Below are 17,978 nucleotides of genomic sequence, written 5' to 3'. Positions count from 1 at the left end.
AATCAAAAAGTCCAATTCACCCGATTTGGACTTTTTTTATGCTTTTAAAATTCTTAAATATCATAAATTCAAGTTTTTAAATAACGAAATACAATAAATTAACTTCCAGAATACGATTTAAATACTTAAATTTCATCGACTTAAAATAAGGCATATAGATTGCTTAAAGTTTAAGTCTAAGATGTCCTTTTAACTATTTTAAAAAATCATTTATGGAAACAAAATTTGATATCATTGTTATAGGTTCAGGTCCCGGCGGTTATGCTTCGGCGATTCGTTGTTCGCAATTGGGCTACAAAACTGCACTTGTAGAAAAATACAAAGCATTGGGCGGTACCTGCACAAATGTAGGATGCATACCCACAAAAGCTTTACTGGACAGCACAGAACATTATCATACTGCCGAAACAAAATTTGCCGCTCACGGAATTCTAACCGGAAAATTGAGTTTAGATTTCAAACAGCTAATAAAACGAAAAGGTGAAGTTGTCGAACAAAATATTGCCGGACTTAACTTTTTAATGAAGAAGAATAAAATTGAAGTCTTTGAAGGAATTGGCTCTTTTTTAAACAACTCAGAATTAAGTGTAAAACACAACGACGGCCATTCGACTAAAATATCTGCAAACTATTTTATTATTGCAACAGGCTCTAAACCAGCCACAATTCCCGGAGTTGAAATTGATAAAAAACGAATCATAACTTCAACAGAAGCACTTTCGTTACCCGAAAAACCAAAAAGCATTGTTATTATTGGCGGAGGTGTAATTGGTGTAGAAATGGCTTCGATTTATGCGCGAATTGGTGTTGAAATTACCATAATTGAATATTTTGACAGCCTGATTCCAACAATGGACAAAGATCTTGGCAAAGAATTGAAGAAAATTTTCACCAAACAGAACATCAGGATTTTATTGGGCCACAAAGTACAATCGGCTAAAAATAACGGCAAGAATGCAACAGTGAGCTTTTTGGATGCATCCAATAATCCGCAGGAAATTACCGCTGATTACTGCCTGGTTGCCGTGGGAAGAAAACCTTATACAGAAGGCTTAGGATTAGAAAATACTACTATCGAAACGGATTCAAAAGGCCGAATCGTAACCAATGAAAAACTTCAGACTAAAGCGGAAAACATTTACGCTATTGGCGATGTTGTTGCCGGAGCCATGCTCGCACATAAAGCCGAAGAAGAAGGTATTTTTGTTGCTGAAACTATCAACGGTCAAAAACCGCATATCAATTATAAATTGATTCCAGGTGTTGTTTATACCTGGCCGGAAGTGGCTTCGGTTGGCTATACCGAGGAAGAATTAAAAGAAAAAGGAATTGAATATCATGTTGGAAAATTTCCTTTCTCTGCCAGTGCGCGCGCAAGAGCGGCAATGGAAAAAGACGGTTTTTCTAAAATTCTGTCTGATCCTAAGTATGGAGAACTTTTAGGAATGCACGTTATCGGCCCAAGAGCTGCAGACTTAATCGCCCAAGGTGTTATCGGAATGGAATATGAAGTGACTGACGAAGATATGTTTAGAATTTCATACGCTCACCCTACCTACTCCGAAACTTTAAAAGAAGCCTATATGATCGCATCCGGACAGGGGGCGATTAATATTTAGTTTCATGTTTAAAGTTTCAGGTTAGAATATCTTTGTCAGTTTCAGGTTTGATGAAGATATTCTATTGTTTATTTATCTTTTTATTTCAAAAACACTTACAAACTTTTGCTCTAATTTTTTTCTTTTTCTTTCTTCTTTCCATCTCGAATAGAAAGCCATAAAAAGCAAAAACAGATTAACAATTGTAGACGCTCGCCTAAGTCCTCGTGCAAAAAACAGAAAAAAGATATTAAGCGCCACTATCAAAACTATTGGTGCAAATTTTACCCACGCAGATTGAAGTTTACTGATGGGTTCTACACTATAATTTACGTGAAGTTTATTATCAACATCCTCGTAGTTTCCTTTTACAAGAAAAACTGCTGTGGACTTTGCCGAATTTATAGTTAAACTAAAACTTTTATCATCAAAAAATCCATAAAAAGGCTTTGCTGGTCCCGACAGAGGAAATATTCTTGACTGTCCTAAAAATACGTTTGGAGAACCAATTTCTGTACTATTTTTTAATCTGGATCGGAATGCAGCGATACTTAATTTTGATTCCATTAATTCTTTATCTAAGTGAAAATTGGTACAGGTTTTAAGTTTTAGGTTTGTAGTTTCAGGTTTCAAGTTTCAAGTTTCAAGTTTCAGGTTTCAAGTTTCAAGTTTCAAGTTTCAGGTTTCAAGTTTCAGGTTTCAGGTTTCAGGTTTCAGGTTTCAGATTGATGACTTAACCGCAAATTGAAACAACAGACTTGAAACCTTAAATATTACAAAACCCTATTCCATAATACTTTTAACCATGTCCTCCAGCGCTTTTCCATGAATATTTTTCGCAACAATAATTCCGTTTTTATCTACTAAAAAGTTCAAAGGAACAGATTGAAGCATATAATCTCCTACAACCGGAGATTTCCAGTATTTTAAATCACTTACGTTTGTCCACGGCAACTTTGATTTTGCAATTGCAGCTAACCACAACGGTTTCTTCGTATCCATAGAAACACCATAAATTGAAAATTTATCCGGATAAGCATTATGCATTTTTAATAATAAGGGCTGTTCTTTAATACATGGTCCGCACCACGAAGCCCAAAAATCAACTAAAACCAAATTACCTCTTAAAGACGAAAGTGCAACAAGATTTCCTTTTGTATCCGGCAGATCGATTTCTGGCGCAATATCGCCAATATCAGTTCCTACAACCTGAGCTTTTGAACTGGTTAACACACAACATAAGAATCCTAAAATAAGTAATGTTTTTTTCATAGTCTATTAAGTTTTTTTTTAGATAAATTGGGGCTATCTGAGTTAAATCTCTCCAGGTCGTAAAGATCCAAAGTTTTCTCATTTTGGTCATTTCAAGGAAACAGAAATCACACTAGAAATTCCGTTAAGAATGGCGGCAATTTTTGGCGAGCTTCAAGTTTGATTTTTCTTTCGTCGAAACGACAAGTTCGTGTATATACTTTGCGTCTTTGCGACTTTGCGAGATGAGACAAATATAAATACTTCCCGCAATATTTCCTGCAATCAATCCTCCTATCTTAATTTTGTGCTAAATATTTTTTTACTTAATTGGTATATCGGGAAAAGTCGATATATTTGCACCATGGAAAATATAGAAATTTTTAAAGCATTATCTAACAAGTCCAGATTACAAATGCTGGAATGGCTTAAGGAACCCGAAATAAACTTTCCCGGCCAGCTGGAACACGGCGGTTTTGAACACGGCGTTTGCGTGGGACAAATTCAGGCCAAAGCCGGACTGACCCAATCAACTGTATCTGAATACCTGTCTATTTTACAACGCGCCGGTTTTATAGAATCGAAACGCGTTGGGCAATGGACTTACTATAAACGTAACGAAGGTGCCTTTGAAGCACTCAGTAAATTAATTCAATCTAATTTGTAAATTACTATGAGTACAAACAACCTGTTTTCGCCATTTAACCTGAAAACGTTAAATTTAAAAAACCGAATCGTAATGGCGCCAATGACGCGCTCTTTTTCTCCAAATGGAGTTCCAACTGATGAAGTAGCTTCTTACTACCAGAAAAGAGCTGAAGGAGAAGTTGGTTTAATATTATCTGAAGGAACTGTTATCGACAGACCTTCATCATCTAATGATGCTAATGTGCCGCATTTTTACGGAGATTTGGCTTTAAACGGATGGAAAAAAGTGATCGATGAAGTTCACGCTGCAGGCGGGCAGATGGGACCACAAATCTGGCATATGGGAATTATGGATAATCACCATTCAGGATGGGTGCCTCCAGTTCCTTTTGAAGGCCCTTCCGGGTTAAACCGTCCTGATTTTAGAAATGGTGTGACCATGACTGAAAAAGATATTGAAGATACTATACTTGCTTTTGGTAAAGCTGCGGCTGACGCTAAAAGATTAGGTTTTGATACGATCGAAATTCACGGTGCACACGGCTATTTAATTGACCAGTTTTTTAGAGCCGAAACGAATTTACGTGAAGATATTTACGGCGGAAAAACATTACCGGAACGTAATCGTTTTGCGATTGAAGTGGTAAAAGAAATCAGAAAACGAGTGGGTAATGATTTTGCTGTTATTATGCGTTTTTCTCAATTCAAACCTTCTGATTACAATTATAAACTAGCCAAAAATCCGCAGGAATTAGAAGCCTGGCTTACTCCTCTTGTTGATGCCGGAGTAGATATTTTACACTGTTCGCAGCGTCGTTTCTGGGAACCTGAATTTGAAGAATCTGATTTAAACTTTGCAGGATGGGCTAAAAAAGTAACAGGAGCACCTACAATTACTGTTGGTTCTGTTGGTCTTTCTGGTGATTTCTTTGGTGCATTTGCCGGAGAAAGTTCACAGCCAACTTCTTTAGAAGAATTAAACAGACGTTTCGACAGAGGTGATTTTGATTTGGTTGCCGTAGGAAGACCTCTTTTATCTGACCCTAACTGGGTGGCAAAAATCAAAGCCGGAAAAACAGATCAATTAAAAGGTTTTAGTAAAGAAGCTTTGGGAGCATTGGTTTTAGAATAAACTTTTTTTAAGGGACAAAGGTTCAAAGGGACAAAGGTTTCCTTATTGGACTAAATATAAAAAGGATGAAACTTTAAAAGTTTCATCCTTTTTGTTTACTGAAAGAACAAAATTGTTTCCTTTGAACCTTTGAACCTTTGTCCCTTTGAACCTTTGAACCTTTGAGTTTTTGAGTCTTTGAGCCTTTCTACAAAAAAACAAAAGGGATGAAAACATGAAATTTCATCCCTTTATTTGAAAATCTATAACTAACAAAATTTAGAATTTCATTTTTTTTAAGTTCAAAGCGGGCAAAGTTTTTTCTTTGAGCCTTTGAACCTCTGCCCTCTCTTTAAGAACTTTTTTTTCTTTGAAATTTATTCTGAAGCCAATTGCGAACTGGTTCGTCATATAATTTTAAGCATAAATAAGCGATTGTGATACTGGCCAATAAAACTCCTATTCCTAGAAGATAACCGTCTTTTAGAGGAATCTTATTTTCAATTACCCACGCCATATACCAATAAATTAACGGATAGTGAATAATGTAAATTGGATAAGAGATATCGCCCAGAACTTTGCATATTTTAAGAGAAATCGGGTTTTTAATCTCACCTCCAGCTCCAATAGCAACAATGAGCGGAAATAAAAAGATAATACAAATAGATTCATACAAACCATTCATCCACAAAGTATTTTCATCGCCAATTCTTGGTATTGAAAAAATAACGACTATCATAAGACTGCAAACCCAGAAAGCACCTTTTATGTGGATTAGTTTTCCTAAACGCGAAAGCAGTACTCCGGCAAAAAAAGGATATAACAAACGGGTAAAACCAACATTCATCTGCTCCAGATTAAAAGACCAGCCGCCAATAACATCTCCTTTTGGTCCAAAAACGGTATAATTAATTAAAAGTCCGGCAAATATCAGTACGAAAACTGATAGTACTTTATTCGAAAATTTGCGAAAAAACAAGGCGTACAAAATATTCGCTATATATTCAAAGAAAAGCGACCATGCCGGACCATTTAAAGGATGCATTTCTCCCCAGCCTCTAATTTCCATCGACGGCGGAATTGGAAGCAGTGTAAATCCAATGACCATCGTTAGAAGTAATTTCCAAACGGGCATTGTCGCAATCTGCGGAAAAACACTTGATTCCTGAAAATAGTAGAAAATGGCTCCAAGCACCATTCCCATTATAACCATAGGCTGTAAACGGATTAGGCGTCGTTTGTAAAATTCCCATTGGGTTAATTTTGCCCAGCGATCATCATAAGCGTATGCGACAACAAATCCTGATAAAAGAAAAAAGAAATCTACGGCCAGATAGCCATGATTCATAATTTGTTTAAAACGGCTTCCTTCGTTAAAAGCCTCGAAAATATGAAAAATTACAACTAATACAGCCGCTACTCCTCGAAGGCCGTCCAGAATTTCATAATGCTTTTTGGGTTGAATATCAACTGAAATAGAACTCATAAAGTGGTTATTGGTTAGGTTAAACGTTAGATGTTAGATGTTAGATGTTAGATGTTAGATGTTAAAAAATCGCTCTGCTCTTTTTTGGAATTGGATTTTTTTTTCGCCCGTTAAGATATTAAGTTTATTCAAGTCTCACAAAACTTAATTTTCTGACTATATAAATGGCAAAACTTTTATCTTTTTTTAGACAAAAGCAAAGCTGCAACTTTTTACATTGCAGCTTTTACTAACCAACCAATTTAGAAATAATGAAATTATTGAAGTGAGAATCCCACTTTTGATTTTATATCTGTTGATGATGCACCAACAATTGCTTCAAAAGCTCCAGGTTCTGCAACCCAGTCGTGTTTTTTATCATCAAAGAAACTTAAAGCTGTCTTATCGATTGTAAATGTTACTGTTTTTTCTTCTCCCGCTTTTAAAGCAACTTTTTCAAAACCTTTTAATTCTTTTACCGGACGCGGTAAAGAAGATTTTAAATCGCTGATATAAAGCTGTACTACTTCAGAACCATCTTTGCTTCCCGTATTTTTTACTTTAACTGAAAATGTAATTTTATCGCTGCTTGAAAGTTGTTTTTTATCAGCTGTTACTTTTCCATAAGCAAAAGTCGTGTAGCTTAATCCGTGTCCGAAAGAGAACAATGGTTTTATTTTTTGCTTATCAGCCCAACGGTAACCTACAAAAATACCTTCATTGTATTTTACTGAATCACCTCCTGGAAATTCGCCTAAAGCGTGAGCTCCATTATCAGCTAATTTTACTGGGAAAGTGAAAGATAATTTACCAGACGGATTCACATCTCCAACCAAAACATTTGCTAAAGCACTTCCAGCCTCAGTTCCTAAAAACCATCCCTGAACAATTCCCGGAACTTCTTTAATCCAAGGCATTGCTATTGCATTTCCGGAAATATTTACGAAAACTATGTTTTTGTTTACTTTCGCTAATTCGCTTATTAATTTATCCTGACCATAAGATAAATTTAATTCTTTACGATCATGTCCTTCATCATCCTGATTTGGGCTTTTGTTCAATCCGCCGATAAAAAGGACAATATCCGCATCTTTAGCAACTTTTAAAGCTTCTGCGGTTAATTCAGCAGGAGAACGTTTATCTTCTAAACTTACTTTAGCTACAACTCCGTTATAATTACTTGTAGGATCTCCTACATAACCTCTTGCGTATACGATTTCAGCTTGATTTCCAATTCTTTTCTTCAAACCTTCTAACGGTGTGATTTCGTATCTCGCTTTAAGAGAAGAACTTCCTCCGCCAACAGTCATCATTTTGATTGCATTTTCTCCAATTACAGCAATCTTTTTGGTTTTAGAAAGATTGATTGGAAGAATGTTGTTGTTGTTTTGCAATAAAACAATTCCTTCTTCGGCAATTTTGCGTCCAGCGATAGCGTGTTCTTCTGTTCCGAAAGATCCGAAAGGACGATTTCTATCCATTGTTGTCAGGAAAGATAAACGAAGAATACGACGTACTTTTTCGTCTAACTCTTTTGTTCCAATTTCTCCTTTTCTGATCATTTCAGAATATGGTTTTGCTAAATAATAGTTATCATAAGCATTACTTGTTCCCCACGATAATCCATTGGTCCAAGAACCAAATTCCATATCAAGACCATTGTGGATTGCTTGTTTAGTATCATTAACACCCCCCCAGTCCGAAACTACAACACCTTTGAAACCCCATTCTCCGCGAAGAATATCGTTTAACAAATATTCGTTATGACAGCATTGCTGCCCTTTGTATTTATTGTAAGACCCCATGATTGACCAAACATCACCTTCCTGAACCGCAGCTTTGAAAGCTGGAAGATAAATTTCGTACAGTGTACGATCGTCAACAACTACGTCAACCGAATTACGATTAGTTTCCTGATTGTTTAAAGCAAAATGTTTAACGCAGGCTGCAACTCCATTTGACTGAACTCCTTTAATATAGGGAACAACCATTTTTGAAGCTAAAAACGGATCTTCTCCCATATACTCGAAGTTACGCCCGTTTAGTGGACTTCTGTAAATGTTAACACCTGGTCCTAATAATACGTTTTTGTTACGGTAACGTGCTTCTTCTCCAATAGATTTACCATATAAAGAAGCCAATTCTTTGTTCCATGTAGACGAAAGTGCTGTAAGCGCCGGAAAAGCAATACAAGAATCGTTTGTCCATCCTGCCTGATCCCATTCGTCCCATTTTACCTCGGCACGAATTCCGTGTGGTCCATCGGTCATCCAGTTTTCCGGAATTCCTAAGCGTTTTACACCTGGTGAACTAAATTTAGACTGCGCATGAATCATGGCAATTTTTTCTTCGGTTGTCATTCTCGAAAGTGCGTCTTCTACACGCTCATCAATTGGCTTTTTATCATCAAGATAAACCGGAACTTTATTTTGTGCATTCAATCCGAATGAACTCAATAAAACTAAAACAACGATTGTTTTAACGTTTTTAAACATAACTATTATTTATTTTAAGCATTCAATAATTTAAAGATACTATGGGTAATAGCAGCTTTTAATAATATTGTAAAGCTAAAACGTTATAGTTCGTGTTGCATTTTTAAACGAAAAAAAGTAGTGATTATAAAAAATAAAATATTGATTTACAATTACTTGAACAAAAACACCCCCTAAAAAAAGTAGTGATTTTAAAATAAATATTTAGATTTTCAACGTAATTAAACCTATTTTCATGACCAATTCTTCAAAATCATTTCTGGAAACGGCAGCTTTATTTCGAGCTCTTGTTCGATAATTGTAAATTGTGCTTAAAGAATAACGAAGAAATGCCGCTATCTTAACACTGTCTGTAATTCCAAGTCGGATTAAAGCAAAAATACGAAGTTCTGTATTTAGCAATTCCCCTTGCTTTAAAACGATTTGTTCTTCTTTAATTAAAAGTGCATTAAAGTCTTTTACAAATGTTGGATACAAGTTAAGGAAAATAATATCGAAATTTTTATATAATTCTTCCAATTCGTTATCAACCAAAGTAGTCGATTTGAGCATTTTGTAAATTTCGTCAAATTGTTTGGCCGTTGCTTTCTTATTTAAGATAATGCGGTAATTCTCTAACTTATTGATATAGGTAGAACAAAGGCTGAAAAAATGCGCAATATATTCTTCTTTAATATGATTTGATTCTGATAATTGTGCGTTACGTTCCTGCAGCTGTTTATTTGTTTCGGTGATATTTTGGTTTAATTCGGCTAATTTTTGGCTGGTTTCAAAAAGTTCTCCACGAATTCTGGAAACCTTTTTCATTTGCTTGTAAACATAAATAATTGCCAAAATTAAAAAGACAGAAAGCAGACTGATACAAATTAAATAAAGCTGTAGTTCTGTTTTTCGCTTTGCTTCTTTCTCCAAATAAACTGTATTAATGATCGAATATACTTCAGACATCAGCAATGTTCTAAATTGCACATTGCAATAAAGCGCATCTTCAATAGCCGACTGGGTGAGTTTATAAGCCATGTCTACATCACCAATTTCATAAAAAACCAAAGCCAGTTCCTGAAGAGAAGCATTGTCTTTATTAGCATTTTTTAGATCTGCCGTAGCCGAGAGCGCAAAATATTTTTTTCTTAGTTCAGTTTGATGCGTTGCTTCGTAAATATTCCCGAGTAAATATGTAATCATCGCGTACTGAGGATCATCTTCTTTTACATTTTTTAATAATGCCATTAATTTTCTTTGAGAATCGCCCAAGGTTTTTTTGGACATTCCCTGCTGAATTTTAGCAATTTTAAAGTTTAATGTGTTAGGATCTAATACCGTTAACAATGAGTCACGGTATTTTTGTATTTGATGAAGGTATTTTACATCATAACTATTGGCCGCATAATGCTCAAAAAACTCGCGATAAGCCACATAATAGTTGGGAAGCAATGATACGGGCAGTTTACTTTTATTGATACTTTTTAAAATTGCCTCAGATTCGCGGTATTTTCCAGAAGAAGAATAAAGGTTTACCAATTGTAAATTGGCTAAAGCAGTAAATTCAGGATTTTGAAGTTCGGAAGCGATCTTTAAATTCTTTTTGACATAAAAAATAGCCGAGTCTGAATTGAATTTTTGGTATTCTGTATATAATGTTTTATTGTAATTGTACTCCTGCTCTTTCGTTAAATTATCAGATTTAATTTTTTTGAAGTTTAAAATCCGTTCCTCTTTTAACTGCACATAATGTTCTTTGTTTTTTAACGCAAGGTTTAATTTTGACAAAATATCATCTGTACTTTCTGAAGCATTGACAGTAAAGCAGATAAGAACCGTAAAAAAAAACAAAAAAGAATTTTTCAAATCAATTAAAAGATAAAATGAGATGTTACAAATATAATAAAGCTTCTATAGAAAAGTATATTTTATACTATTATTACAAGTCTCATTTTTATAAATTTGTTACAGCAAAACCTAACCTAAATAATAATTATGCCACATTTTATAATTGATTGTTCTGAGAATGTAATAAGATTAAAATCTGCCGATGAAATAATGCAGGCCGTTTTCGATTCGGCTTTATCAACAGATCTATTTACTGCATCTGAAATTAAGGTACGTATTAAGCCTTTCAGCAACTATAACAACGGAAACACGCTGAACGATTTTATCCACGTTTTTGCATACATTATGGAAGGAAGAAATACCGACCAAAAAAGTAATTTATCAAAAGTAATTGTAACGAAATTAAGCGCAATACTTAAAGAAGTTCCCGTTATCTCTATGAACGTACAGGAATTTGAAAAATCCAATTACTTTAATAAAACCATGATTTAATTCTATTTTGATATAAATAAATTTATCACTGCTATAAAAAAAACTTTGTCAAAGCCTGAAAACTTCGACAAAGTTTCTTCTTAAAAATTGATAATTTTTTATCTCGCGAATAGTTTAAAAATTAGCTGCAATTGGCGCCGCCAGACAGCTTTCGGGGATATCAAAAGCATTTACCAATGCAACTGCATCGGGGCGAATATCCCAGCAAAGCTGATTTACCATTTTACGAACCGCTTTGGTTTTTACTGCTTCCATATAACCATCTTCCAGATACCATCCTTTGTTTTTTTCTATCTGAGAAAGTGCATATAATTGATATAATTTTGTCAATATTTGTTTTGAATTTTCGTCTTTGACCGCTTTTAGAGCTTCCTGAAATTGTTCTAAAACAATACGCTCCAAATAAGCCTGAGCAACATCAATCATTTGGTGCTGTACTACGTTAAAAGCATCATAAGCTTCTAAACCGCCGTCAACTAGTTTTTTGATACGTCGTGCTGCCGAAGCTAAGATCGTCTTTTCGCGATGAACAAATGCCTGCAAATGAAATTCAGAATCCAGTAAATGCTCGTCGTCTGTTTTTCGGGTTGCAATTGGATTTTTTTCTGTAATGGCTGTCTTGGCATTTTCATATACATAATTGATGATTCCTAAAGACCCCATTTCTCCAAATGATTTTCTAAACTCAGACAAACGATTTTTGGCGACCAATTGCATTAAAACAGTATTATCCCCTTCAAAAGTGGTGTAAATTTCGGTATCGTTCTTCAAAGCGTCAATTCGGTTTTCAGATAAGTAACCTTTTCCGCCGCAGGCTTCACGACATTCCTGCAGAATATCTCTTGTACTCCAGGTTGAATAGGATTTCATGCCGGCTGCAAGAGCTTCGATTTCCTGCATTTCTGCTTCTGTCCTGTTCAAAAATCTATTGGTAAGATATTGAAGCGCAAAATGAACGGCGTATGTTTTTGCCAGATGCGGTAATAATCTGCGCTGATGCATTCTGTAATTCAAAATTGGAACTTCTGATCCTCCTTCAGGGCCAAATTGTCGGCGCTGATCGCTGTAACGAATCGCAATTGTTAGTCCCGATTTAGCTGCTGCCAAAGCCGAACGCGGAATTCCGATTCTTCCTCCAACCAAAGTTCCTAACATGGTAAAAAAGCGGCGATTATCACTCGGAATCGGGCTTTCGAATTCGCCTTTATCATTAACAGAAGCAAAACGATCCAGCATATTTTCCTTCGGAATCACCACATTATCAAAGCTGATTGTACCATTATCAACGCCGTTTAATCCCATTTTATGGCCACAATCGCCAATTGTAACGCCTTTTATTGTATTTCCGTTTGTATCTCGCAATGGCACTATAAAAGCATTTACGCCATAATCGTGATTGTCTATAACTAATTTAGCAAAAACAGTAGCCATTTGTCCGTGAACAGCGGCATTCCCGATATATTCTTTTTGCGCATTTTGATTAGGGGTGTGAATTGTAAAAGTCTGATCGCTGTGATTGTAAGTCGCTGTTGTTTCTAAACCTTTTACGTTCGATCCGTGATGTGTTTCGGTCATGGCAAAACAACCCGGAAGTTTTAAAGAACCAATATCTTTCAAATATTTAGCATAATGTTTTTCGGTTCCAAGAGACTGTACGCTCATTCCCCAAAGTCCAAACTGAACGCCAAATTTTATCACCAGACTTAAATCGTGATAACTCAGCGTTTCCATAATCGCAAAATAATCTTCTACGTTTCCTCCTCCGCCATATTCCTTCGGATAAGCCATATTTCCCAGATTTTCATCGGCCAAAATTTTACACCAGTTGTAAACAGTCTGGCGGAAAACATTGATATCTGTAGAAGTTTCGTAAGCAAATTCAGGCCGTGAAATAATTGATTTCACTTTTTTAATAATCGGCGCTTCTTTTCCGTCCAGAAATTCAGTTATTTTCTGAATATCAAAATTGCTGGTAGTCTGCGAATTTGCGGTAAATGAATCGGCTTTTGTTTTGAAGTTCTGCAATGCTTCTTCACCAAGAATTCCGAGGTCATTCTCGAGTTTTGTAAAATCGGATTCCACTAATGAAATATCCAAATCTTTATCAGAAAGTGCTACGGCAATATCAAAAATAGATTTTACAGCAGTTTTATCCTGAATGCTTTTTTCAATATCCAATTTCCATTGCGCGAGTTCATTTCGCGAAGGCGGATTCGAAATGTCAACCTTAGATAAAAGCTGTTGCTTTTCTTCCTGAGAAAGCCAGCTCAGATTATTGATAAATTCCTGAATAGTTTTAAATTCTTTCTGCGTTAATAAGTCATCAGACCATACTAAATAAAATAAGGGAGTAAAGGCTTGGAGTTTGGTATTTTTCATATAAATAGGATTCGGTTTTAAATAGTTTTTATTATTAAGCCGCCGCATACACAGATTAAAAGGATTTTTACAACTGCAAATTACACCTGGAAAGTAATCCCATTAATTTGTGTAATCTGTGGCTTCATTAAATTTACTGCATAAAAAAACAGGAATGAAAAATACTCATTCCTGTTTAGAAATCCTGTTAAGGTTCTCGTAATTTTATATTTTAAACCAATAAAAAATATAAGATTATGTTTATTGAGAATCTTTTGGTGACAGGATATATTTTTGTTTGATGGCAAAAATATGATGTGAATTAAAAACCAACACTGCTATAAAAATAACACCGTATGCTATAATTTGTACGATACCAAATGGTTCTTTATAAAAAAACATGGCCAGTAAAAAAGCAATCATTGGATTGATGTTTAAAAGCATCCCAACCGTTGACGAATTTATTCCTGAAAGCGCATATAAATTGAGAAACAACGGAAAAATAGTAAACAAAATGGCAATGGTTTCAATACAGAAATAAAACTTAAATTCTGTTGGAACCGGTCCGCTGTACGCCGGGAAAAATGGCAGTAAAAACAAGGCGGCCAGTGTAATATGAAACGTTAATACGATAAATTTATCAAACCCTTTATTAACACGCTGGCTTACCAAATAAGAAGCATACGTAAATCCTATTATGATACTAAAAAACATATCCATTATGTTTGCGTAAGACAAAAGCAGACAGCCGGAAATACTTAACCCAACAGCAGTCCATTGTGTTTTGCTCAGTTTTTCGTGCAAGATAAAATAAGCCAGTAATGTGGTTAAAATAGGACATACCAAATATGCCAGAGAGGTCGCTTTTACGCTGACATGATTCATAACATAAATGAAAGTGAACCAATTGGCCATTAAAAAAACACTTCCGCCAATATTCAGCAAAGCCGATTTTCTTTTTTCAGATTTAGACAATGACTTAAAAGTCAGGATGGCTTCGTTGACTTTTTTTCGTCGAAATGTAAACGCAATCAGAAGCATTAAAATACTGCAGCTGAAAACACGATAGAATAAAATATCTAAAGAGGCATAGTCGTGTATTGGCTTTAAAACCAAACTAAAAAATCCCCAGATTACAAAACAGGTAATCGCAGCTATGTAGTATTTTGTTGTTTTCACGAATTTTTAGTTTGTTTAATTTTCTATGAAACAAATTTCTAAAAAATAAAATAGCAATACAGATACAGTTTTTGTAAATTGCAGCATAACAGTTTATTTTATGAAAAACTCAAATTACTTGTATCTTCAGTTCGCAGATGTAATTGAAAAACAGATCAAGACAGGTCTTTTAAACGTTGGTGACAAACTGCCTTCGATTAGAGAAGTTTGTGCCGAAACGGGTTACAGCATGAGTACGGTAAGCAAGGCATATTATGAGGTAGAAAGCAGATCTCTGATCGAATCACGTCCTCAGTCAGGTTATTATGTGAGTAATATTTCGGCCAGGACAATTCCGGAACCTTCGCCCAGCAGTCCGATATTAAAATGTGAAAACATTGATCGCGAAGATTTAATCGATCAGGTCTACGGTAATATGATGGATAAGGATATTACAATGCTGTCGTTAGGTTTTCCTTCAAATGAACTTCTTCCTATTGCAAAACTCAACAAAGGAATGGTACAGGCCATGCGGCAACTGCCCAACAGCGGTACGAGTTATGAAGAAGTACAAGGTAATCTGAACTTAAGAAAAGAAATTGCGCGCTGGTCTTTTAGCTGGGGCGGTTCTTTAACAGAACGCGATATTATAACCATGCCCGGCTGTACAAGCGCCATATCGCATTGTTTAATGACATTGACAAAACCGGGAGATACTATTATTACAGAAAGTCCTGCTTATTTTGGAATACTGCAATTGGCTAAATCTTTGGGGCTTTATATTATGGAATTACCCACTAATATGACAACCGGAATAGAATTAGATGCGTTGAAAAAAGCACTTTCTTCTAAAAAAGTTACCCTTTGTTTATTAATGAGTAATTTCAGCAACCCCTCTGGAAGCATGATGCCAGTTGAACATAAAAAGGAAGTCGTAAAATTGATGGAATTTTATAATATCCCATTGATAGAAGACGATATTCATGGTGATTTGTATTTTGGCTCCAGTCGTCCGACTAATTGTAAAACCTATGACGAAAGCGGTATTGTACTTTGCTGCAGTTCTGTTTCTAAAACTTTGGCGCCAGGTTATCGTGCGGGCTGGGTTTCACCAGGAAAATTTAAAAAAGAAATTCTTCGAAATAAGATTTACCACACACTCTCCTCTCCTACTATTACGCATGAAGTTGTGGGTGATTTTTTGAAAAACGGACGTTACGAAAATCATCTTAGAAAAATTCGTCAAATCCTGAATCGCAATTGCAATAATTATATCAATACAGTTTTAGAATCTTTTCCAGCGGGAACAAAAGTGAGTCAGCCCCAAGGCGGCTTTTTTCTATGGGTCGAATTAGATAAAAAAATCGATACTGCTGCATTTTATCATCTGGCAATGAAACATAACATAAGCATTGCACCAGGAAGAATTTTCTCTTTTCAAAATCAATTTTCTAATTGCATGCGTTTGAGTTTTGGCCTTCCATGGACAAATGAATTGCGCCAGTCAATACAAACGTTAGGACAATTGGCAGCAAAACAGTTGTAAAGTTTGTCTTTGCAAGGAATGACATAAAAAAGCCGGACAGCGCAACTACACACTGTCCGGCCAACAATTAATTAAAGAGGCCAAAATTAAAAAGTTACAAAACGAAATAAGCGTCTTTTTCGACTTTCTTAGGCTCATCGTTTAAATCAAATTCTTTCAAAATATCAAATTCGCTTTGGTATTCGTTCAGCATTTGCTTGATATTTTTTTCGATTGTATTGGCAATCGTCGTAACAGGCGTATCCGTTGGTCTGTTTTCAAATGGATCCTGCAAATGAATTGCCATTCTTTCTATCAGAAAAAAAGCAGCGGCAATTGCTGTAATTAATGGAATTGCAAACCAGCTCAACACACTAGTTAAGCCAAAAGGCAGTAAGAAAATAAACAAACACAAGGTCAATCTAATGTACATGCTGTACGTTGTTGGAAAAATCGTGTTTTTAATTCTTTCACATTTTCCCATCTCATCACATAATCTTGATAAAGTATTATCGATTTCAACTTGTTGGTACATGTTTATTTTTTTCTCATTTTTCGCATTTCTAAGATCACGTGCGTGGAGCATTAAGATGGCGTTTGGAACATTTTGATGATTGCTGATGTATTTAATTTCATCATCGCTCATTAAACCTTTCAGCGGTTTTATCGCATCTTTATTTCGAAGTGCCTGACCTAAACTATAACACCATGCGATTTGTCTTTTTGCGAAATTTTCCTTGAATTCGCTTGCTTCAACAGAAAAATCAGGGTCTTTATAAAACGTTAGTACTTGTCGTATTAGTGTTCTTGAATCGTTTACAACTGCTCCCCAAACGATTCGCGCTTCCCACCATCTGTCATAAGCCTGATTAGACTTAAAAGCTAATAATAGAGAAATAATGGTTCCAATCATTGTTGGAATTGCAATTGGAATATCTACGGGAAGGGTCACAAAATAGTGATGAAAGATTTCAAATAGTATGGTGTAAGCCAAAACCAGAGTGACTTCTACTTTAATTTTCCCGAGAACGTACTTCATTGGTATTCTTTTCCTTAATAACATATTTTCGGTTTTAATTAATATTACTTATGTTTAGTACTTAGTTACTAGTTCTTAGCAATTAGTTCTTAGTGTTTAGTATTTCGTAATTTGTTCCTGGTGGATTAGTCTGAGATTCAATAAATAATCTTAAACTATATTGATGAAGTTTTAGATTTACAAAATCGATTCATTGTGTCGACAAGAAGCAGGAACAGTTACTAAAAAGTAAAAAGCTTTAAACCAGCTCTTCATATAATGAAAGAACCGGAAGCCCTAATTTTTCATTTATATTTTGTTTTTTTACTTTTTTAAATTTGATTTTTTCTCCTTTTCGGGTTTCTACCAGTAAATCAATTTCATATTTTGAAATCGCTTCGGTTAAATAAGGAGCTGCATCCTCATAATTATCATCAATTTTTGAAGTCTGGCTCACGATTTCATAAGAGAAATTTTCGTTCAAAAACTGCTGTACATCTTTTACATGGATATTAGCGCTGCTGTTTTCGATATAAAGTGCTTTAGTGAAATCTTCTTTGAACTGCTCGTTTCCTAAATGTAAAATCGGGCATTTTTGATTTGCTGCCAATTGTACTAAATATTGATGAATACGTTTTGTTTCCTGTTTATAAGAATGCGTCAGGATGACTAATTTTACAGAGAAATGCTGAATAATTCCTCTAAAAATTGGAGATGAAAGTCCGTATTGATTGTGTATTTTAATTTTGCAGTTTTTGGTATGATCGATCATATACCTGCAGGTTTCCATAACTTCTTCCTGACTTTTGGTAAGTCCGGTTCTCATTTCGCGTAAAAAATTAGATGATGAAAAAGCATCTGGAGTATCAGAAACCATCATTAAAACAATTTCGCAGTCTGAATCTTTGGCTTGTCTGATTGCTGATTTTACAGCCGAAATCGTATCATCTTTTAAAGTAGTAGGTATCAGGAAATTTTTCATATGTATAATCTTTTAGTTTATACAGACAAAATAACTACCTGAAAATT

14 protein-coding genes are annotated in these 17,978 nt (G+C 35.2%); 5 read left to right on the top strand and 9 right to left on the bottom strand.

The window, feature by feature from the left end; all coding sequences use genetic code 11:
* Positions 1-212 precede the first annotated feature (212 nt).
* Positions 213-1,619 (top strand): dihydrolipoyl dehydrogenase, encoded by a 1,407-nt coding sequence (lpdA, locus tag BKM63_RS15365; protein WP_071637468.1) that lies wholly within the window; start codon positions 213-215, stop codon positions 1,617-1,619.
* Positions 1,620-1,691: 72 nt separating this feature from the next.
* Here the strand turns inward: lpdA and BKM63_RS15360 are convergent, their stop codons facing one another.
* Together BKM63_RS15360 and BKM63_RS15355 are read right to left on the bottom strand one after the other, a co-directional pair.
* Positions 1,692-2,165 (bottom strand): hypothetical protein, encoded by a 474-nt coding sequence (locus BKM63_RS15360; RefSeq protein WP_123907082.1) that lies wholly within the window; start codon positions 2,163-2,165, stop codon positions 1,692-1,694.
* A gap of 216 nt (positions 2,166-2,381) precedes the next feature.
* Entirely contained in the window at positions 2,382-2,870 is a 489-nt protein-coding gene (locus tag BKM63_RS15355; RefSeq protein ID WP_071637466.1) for a TlpA family protein disulfide reductase, read from the bottom strand.
* 343 nt (positions 2,871-3,213) lie between these two features.
* Between BKM63_RS15355 and BKM63_RS15350 the strand changes: the two genes are divergently transcribed.
* A complete protein-coding gene (locus BKM63_RS15350) occupies positions 3,214-3,516 on the top strand; it encodes an ArsR/SmtB family transcription factor (protein ID WP_071637465.1) in 303 nt (100 codons plus the stop codon).
* A 6-nt stretch (positions 3,517-3,522) separates the two neighbouring features.
* On the top strand, positions 3,523-4,629 hold the full coding sequence (locus BKM63_RS15345) for an NADH:flavin oxidoreductase (protein ID WP_071637464.1): 1,107 nt from the start codon (positions 3,523-3,525) through the stop codon (positions 4,627-4,629).
* Between the two features lie 331 nt (positions 4,630-4,960).
* Here BKM63_RS15345 and BKM63_RS15340 read toward each other — a convergent pair whose 3' ends face one another.
* From BKM63_RS15340 to BKM63_RS15330, 3 genes are all read right to left on the bottom strand, one after another.
* Complete coding sequence (locus tag BKM63_RS15340; protein ID WP_071637463.1) at positions 4,961-6,094, bottom strand: acyltransferase family protein; 1,134 nt, start codon at positions 6,092-6,094, stop codon at positions 4,961-4,963.
* Positions 6,095-6,351: 257 nt separating this feature from the next.
* A complete protein-coding gene (locus BKM63_RS15335) occupies positions 6,352-8,568 on the bottom strand; it encodes a glycoside hydrolase family 3 C-terminal domain-containing protein (RefSeq protein WP_071637462.1) in 2,217 nt (738 codons plus the stop codon).
* Positions 8,569-8,772: 204 nt separating this feature from the next.
* The gene (locus BKM63_RS15330) at positions 8,773-10,401 is read right to left on the bottom strand and encodes a DUF6377 domain-containing protein (protein WP_242661156.1); all 1,629 of its coding nucleotides are present in this window, start codon (positions 10,399-10,401) and stop codon (positions 8,773-8,775) included.
* A gap of 144 nt (positions 10,402-10,545) precedes the next feature.
* On the opposite strand from BKM63_RS15330, the gene BKM63_RS15325 reads away from it, so the two are divergent.
* Positions 10,546-10,890 (top strand): 5-carboxymethyl-2-hydroxymuconate Delta-isomerase, encoded by a 345-nt coding sequence (locus tag BKM63_RS15325; RefSeq protein ID WP_071637460.1) that lies wholly within the window; start codon positions 10,546-10,548, stop codon positions 10,888-10,890.
* A 114-nt stretch (positions 10,891-11,004) separates the two neighbouring features.
* On the opposite strand, the gene BKM63_RS15320 is transcribed toward BKM63_RS15325, so the two are convergent.
* Complete coding sequence (locus BKM63_RS15320; protein WP_071637570.1) at positions 11,005-13,269, bottom strand: acyl-CoA dehydrogenase; 2,265 nt, start codon at positions 13,267-13,269, stop codon at positions 11,005-11,007.
* Between the two features lie 240 nt (positions 13,270-13,509).
* Positions 13,510-14,427, bottom strand: coding sequence for an EamA family transporter (locus BKM63_RS15315; RefSeq protein WP_071637459.1), 918 nt, complete (start codon positions 14,425-14,427; stop codon positions 13,510-13,512).
* 100 nt (positions 14,428-14,527) lie between these two features.
* Here BKM63_RS15315 and BKM63_RS15310 point away from each other — a divergent pair, with 100 nt between their 5' ends.
* Complete coding sequence (locus BKM63_RS15310) at positions 14,528-15,952, top strand: PLP-dependent aminotransferase family protein (protein WP_071637458.1); 1,425 nt, start codon at positions 14,528-14,530, stop codon at positions 15,950-15,952.
* Positions 15,953-16,046: 94 nt separating this feature from the next.
* On the opposite strand, the gene BKM63_RS15305 is transcribed toward BKM63_RS15310, so the two are convergent.
* Both BKM63_RS15305 and BKM63_RS15300 read right to left on the bottom strand, forming a co-directional pair.
* The gene (locus tag BKM63_RS15305; RefSeq protein ID WP_071637457.1) at positions 16,047-16,994 is read right to left on the bottom strand and encodes a bestrophin family protein; all 948 of its coding nucleotides are present in this window, start codon (positions 16,992-16,994) and stop codon (positions 16,047-16,049) included.
* Between the two features lie 214 nt (positions 16,995-17,208).
* Complete coding sequence (locus BKM63_RS15300; protein WP_071637456.1) at positions 17,209-17,931, bottom strand: universal stress protein; 723 nt, start codon at positions 17,929-17,931, stop codon at positions 17,209-17,211.
* Between the last annotated feature and the right edge of the window lie 47 nt (positions 17,932-17,978).

Origin of the sequence: Flavobacterium johnsoniae, assembly GCF_001879205.1 — a bacterium.
Lineage (GTDB): Bacteria > Bacteroidota > Bacteroidia > Flavobacteriales > Flavobacteriaceae > Flavobacterium > Flavobacterium johnsoniae_A.
This window is presented reverse-complemented; position numbering and strand designations above follow the sequence as displayed.

Coding starts and splice junctions, on each gene's coding strand:
- BKM63_RS15325 (WP_071637460.1), top strand. CDS start 10,546: ATGCCACATTTTATAATTGATTGTTCTGAGAATGTAATAAGATTAAAA.
- BKM63_RS15340 (WP_071637463.1), bottom strand. CDS start 6,094: ATGAGTTCTATTTCAGTTGATATTCAACCCAAAAAGCATTATGAAATT.
- BKM63_RS15360 (WP_123907082.1), bottom strand. CDS start 2,165: ATGGAATCAAAATTAAGTATCGCTGCATTCCGATCCAGATTAAAAAAT.
- BKM63_RS15345 (WP_071637464.1), top strand. CDS start 3,523: ATGAGTACAAACAACCTGTTTTCGCCATTTAACCTGAAAACGTTAAAT.
- BKM63_RS15310 (WP_071637458.1), top strand. CDS start 14,528: ATGAAAAACTCAAATTACTTGTATCTTCAGTTCGCAGATGTAATTGAA.
- BKM63_RS15305 (WP_071637457.1), bottom strand. CDS start 16,994: ATGTTATTAAGGAAAAGAATACCAATGAAGTACGTTCTCGGGAAAATT.
- BKM63_RS15350 (WP_071637465.1), top strand. CDS start 3,214: ATGGAAAATATAGAAATTTTTAAAGCATTATCTAACAAGTCCAGATTA.
- lpdA (WP_071637468.1), top strand. CDS start 213: ATGGAAACAAAATTTGATATCATTGTTATAGGTTCAGGTCCCGGCGGT.
- BKM63_RS15320 (WP_071637570.1), bottom strand. CDS start 13,269: ATGAAAAATACCAAACTCCAAGCCTTTACTCCCTTATTTTATTTAGTA.
- BKM63_RS15355 (WP_071637466.1), bottom strand. CDS start 2,870: ATGAAAAAAACATTACTTATTTTAGGATTCTTATGTTGTGTGTTAACC.
- BKM63_RS15335 (WP_071637462.1), bottom strand. CDS start 8,568: ATGTTTAAAAACGTTAAAACAATCGTTGTTTTAGTTTTATTGAGTTCA.
- BKM63_RS15300 (WP_071637456.1), bottom strand. CDS start 17,931: ATGAAAAATTTCCTGATACCTACTACTTTAAAAGATGATACGATTTCG.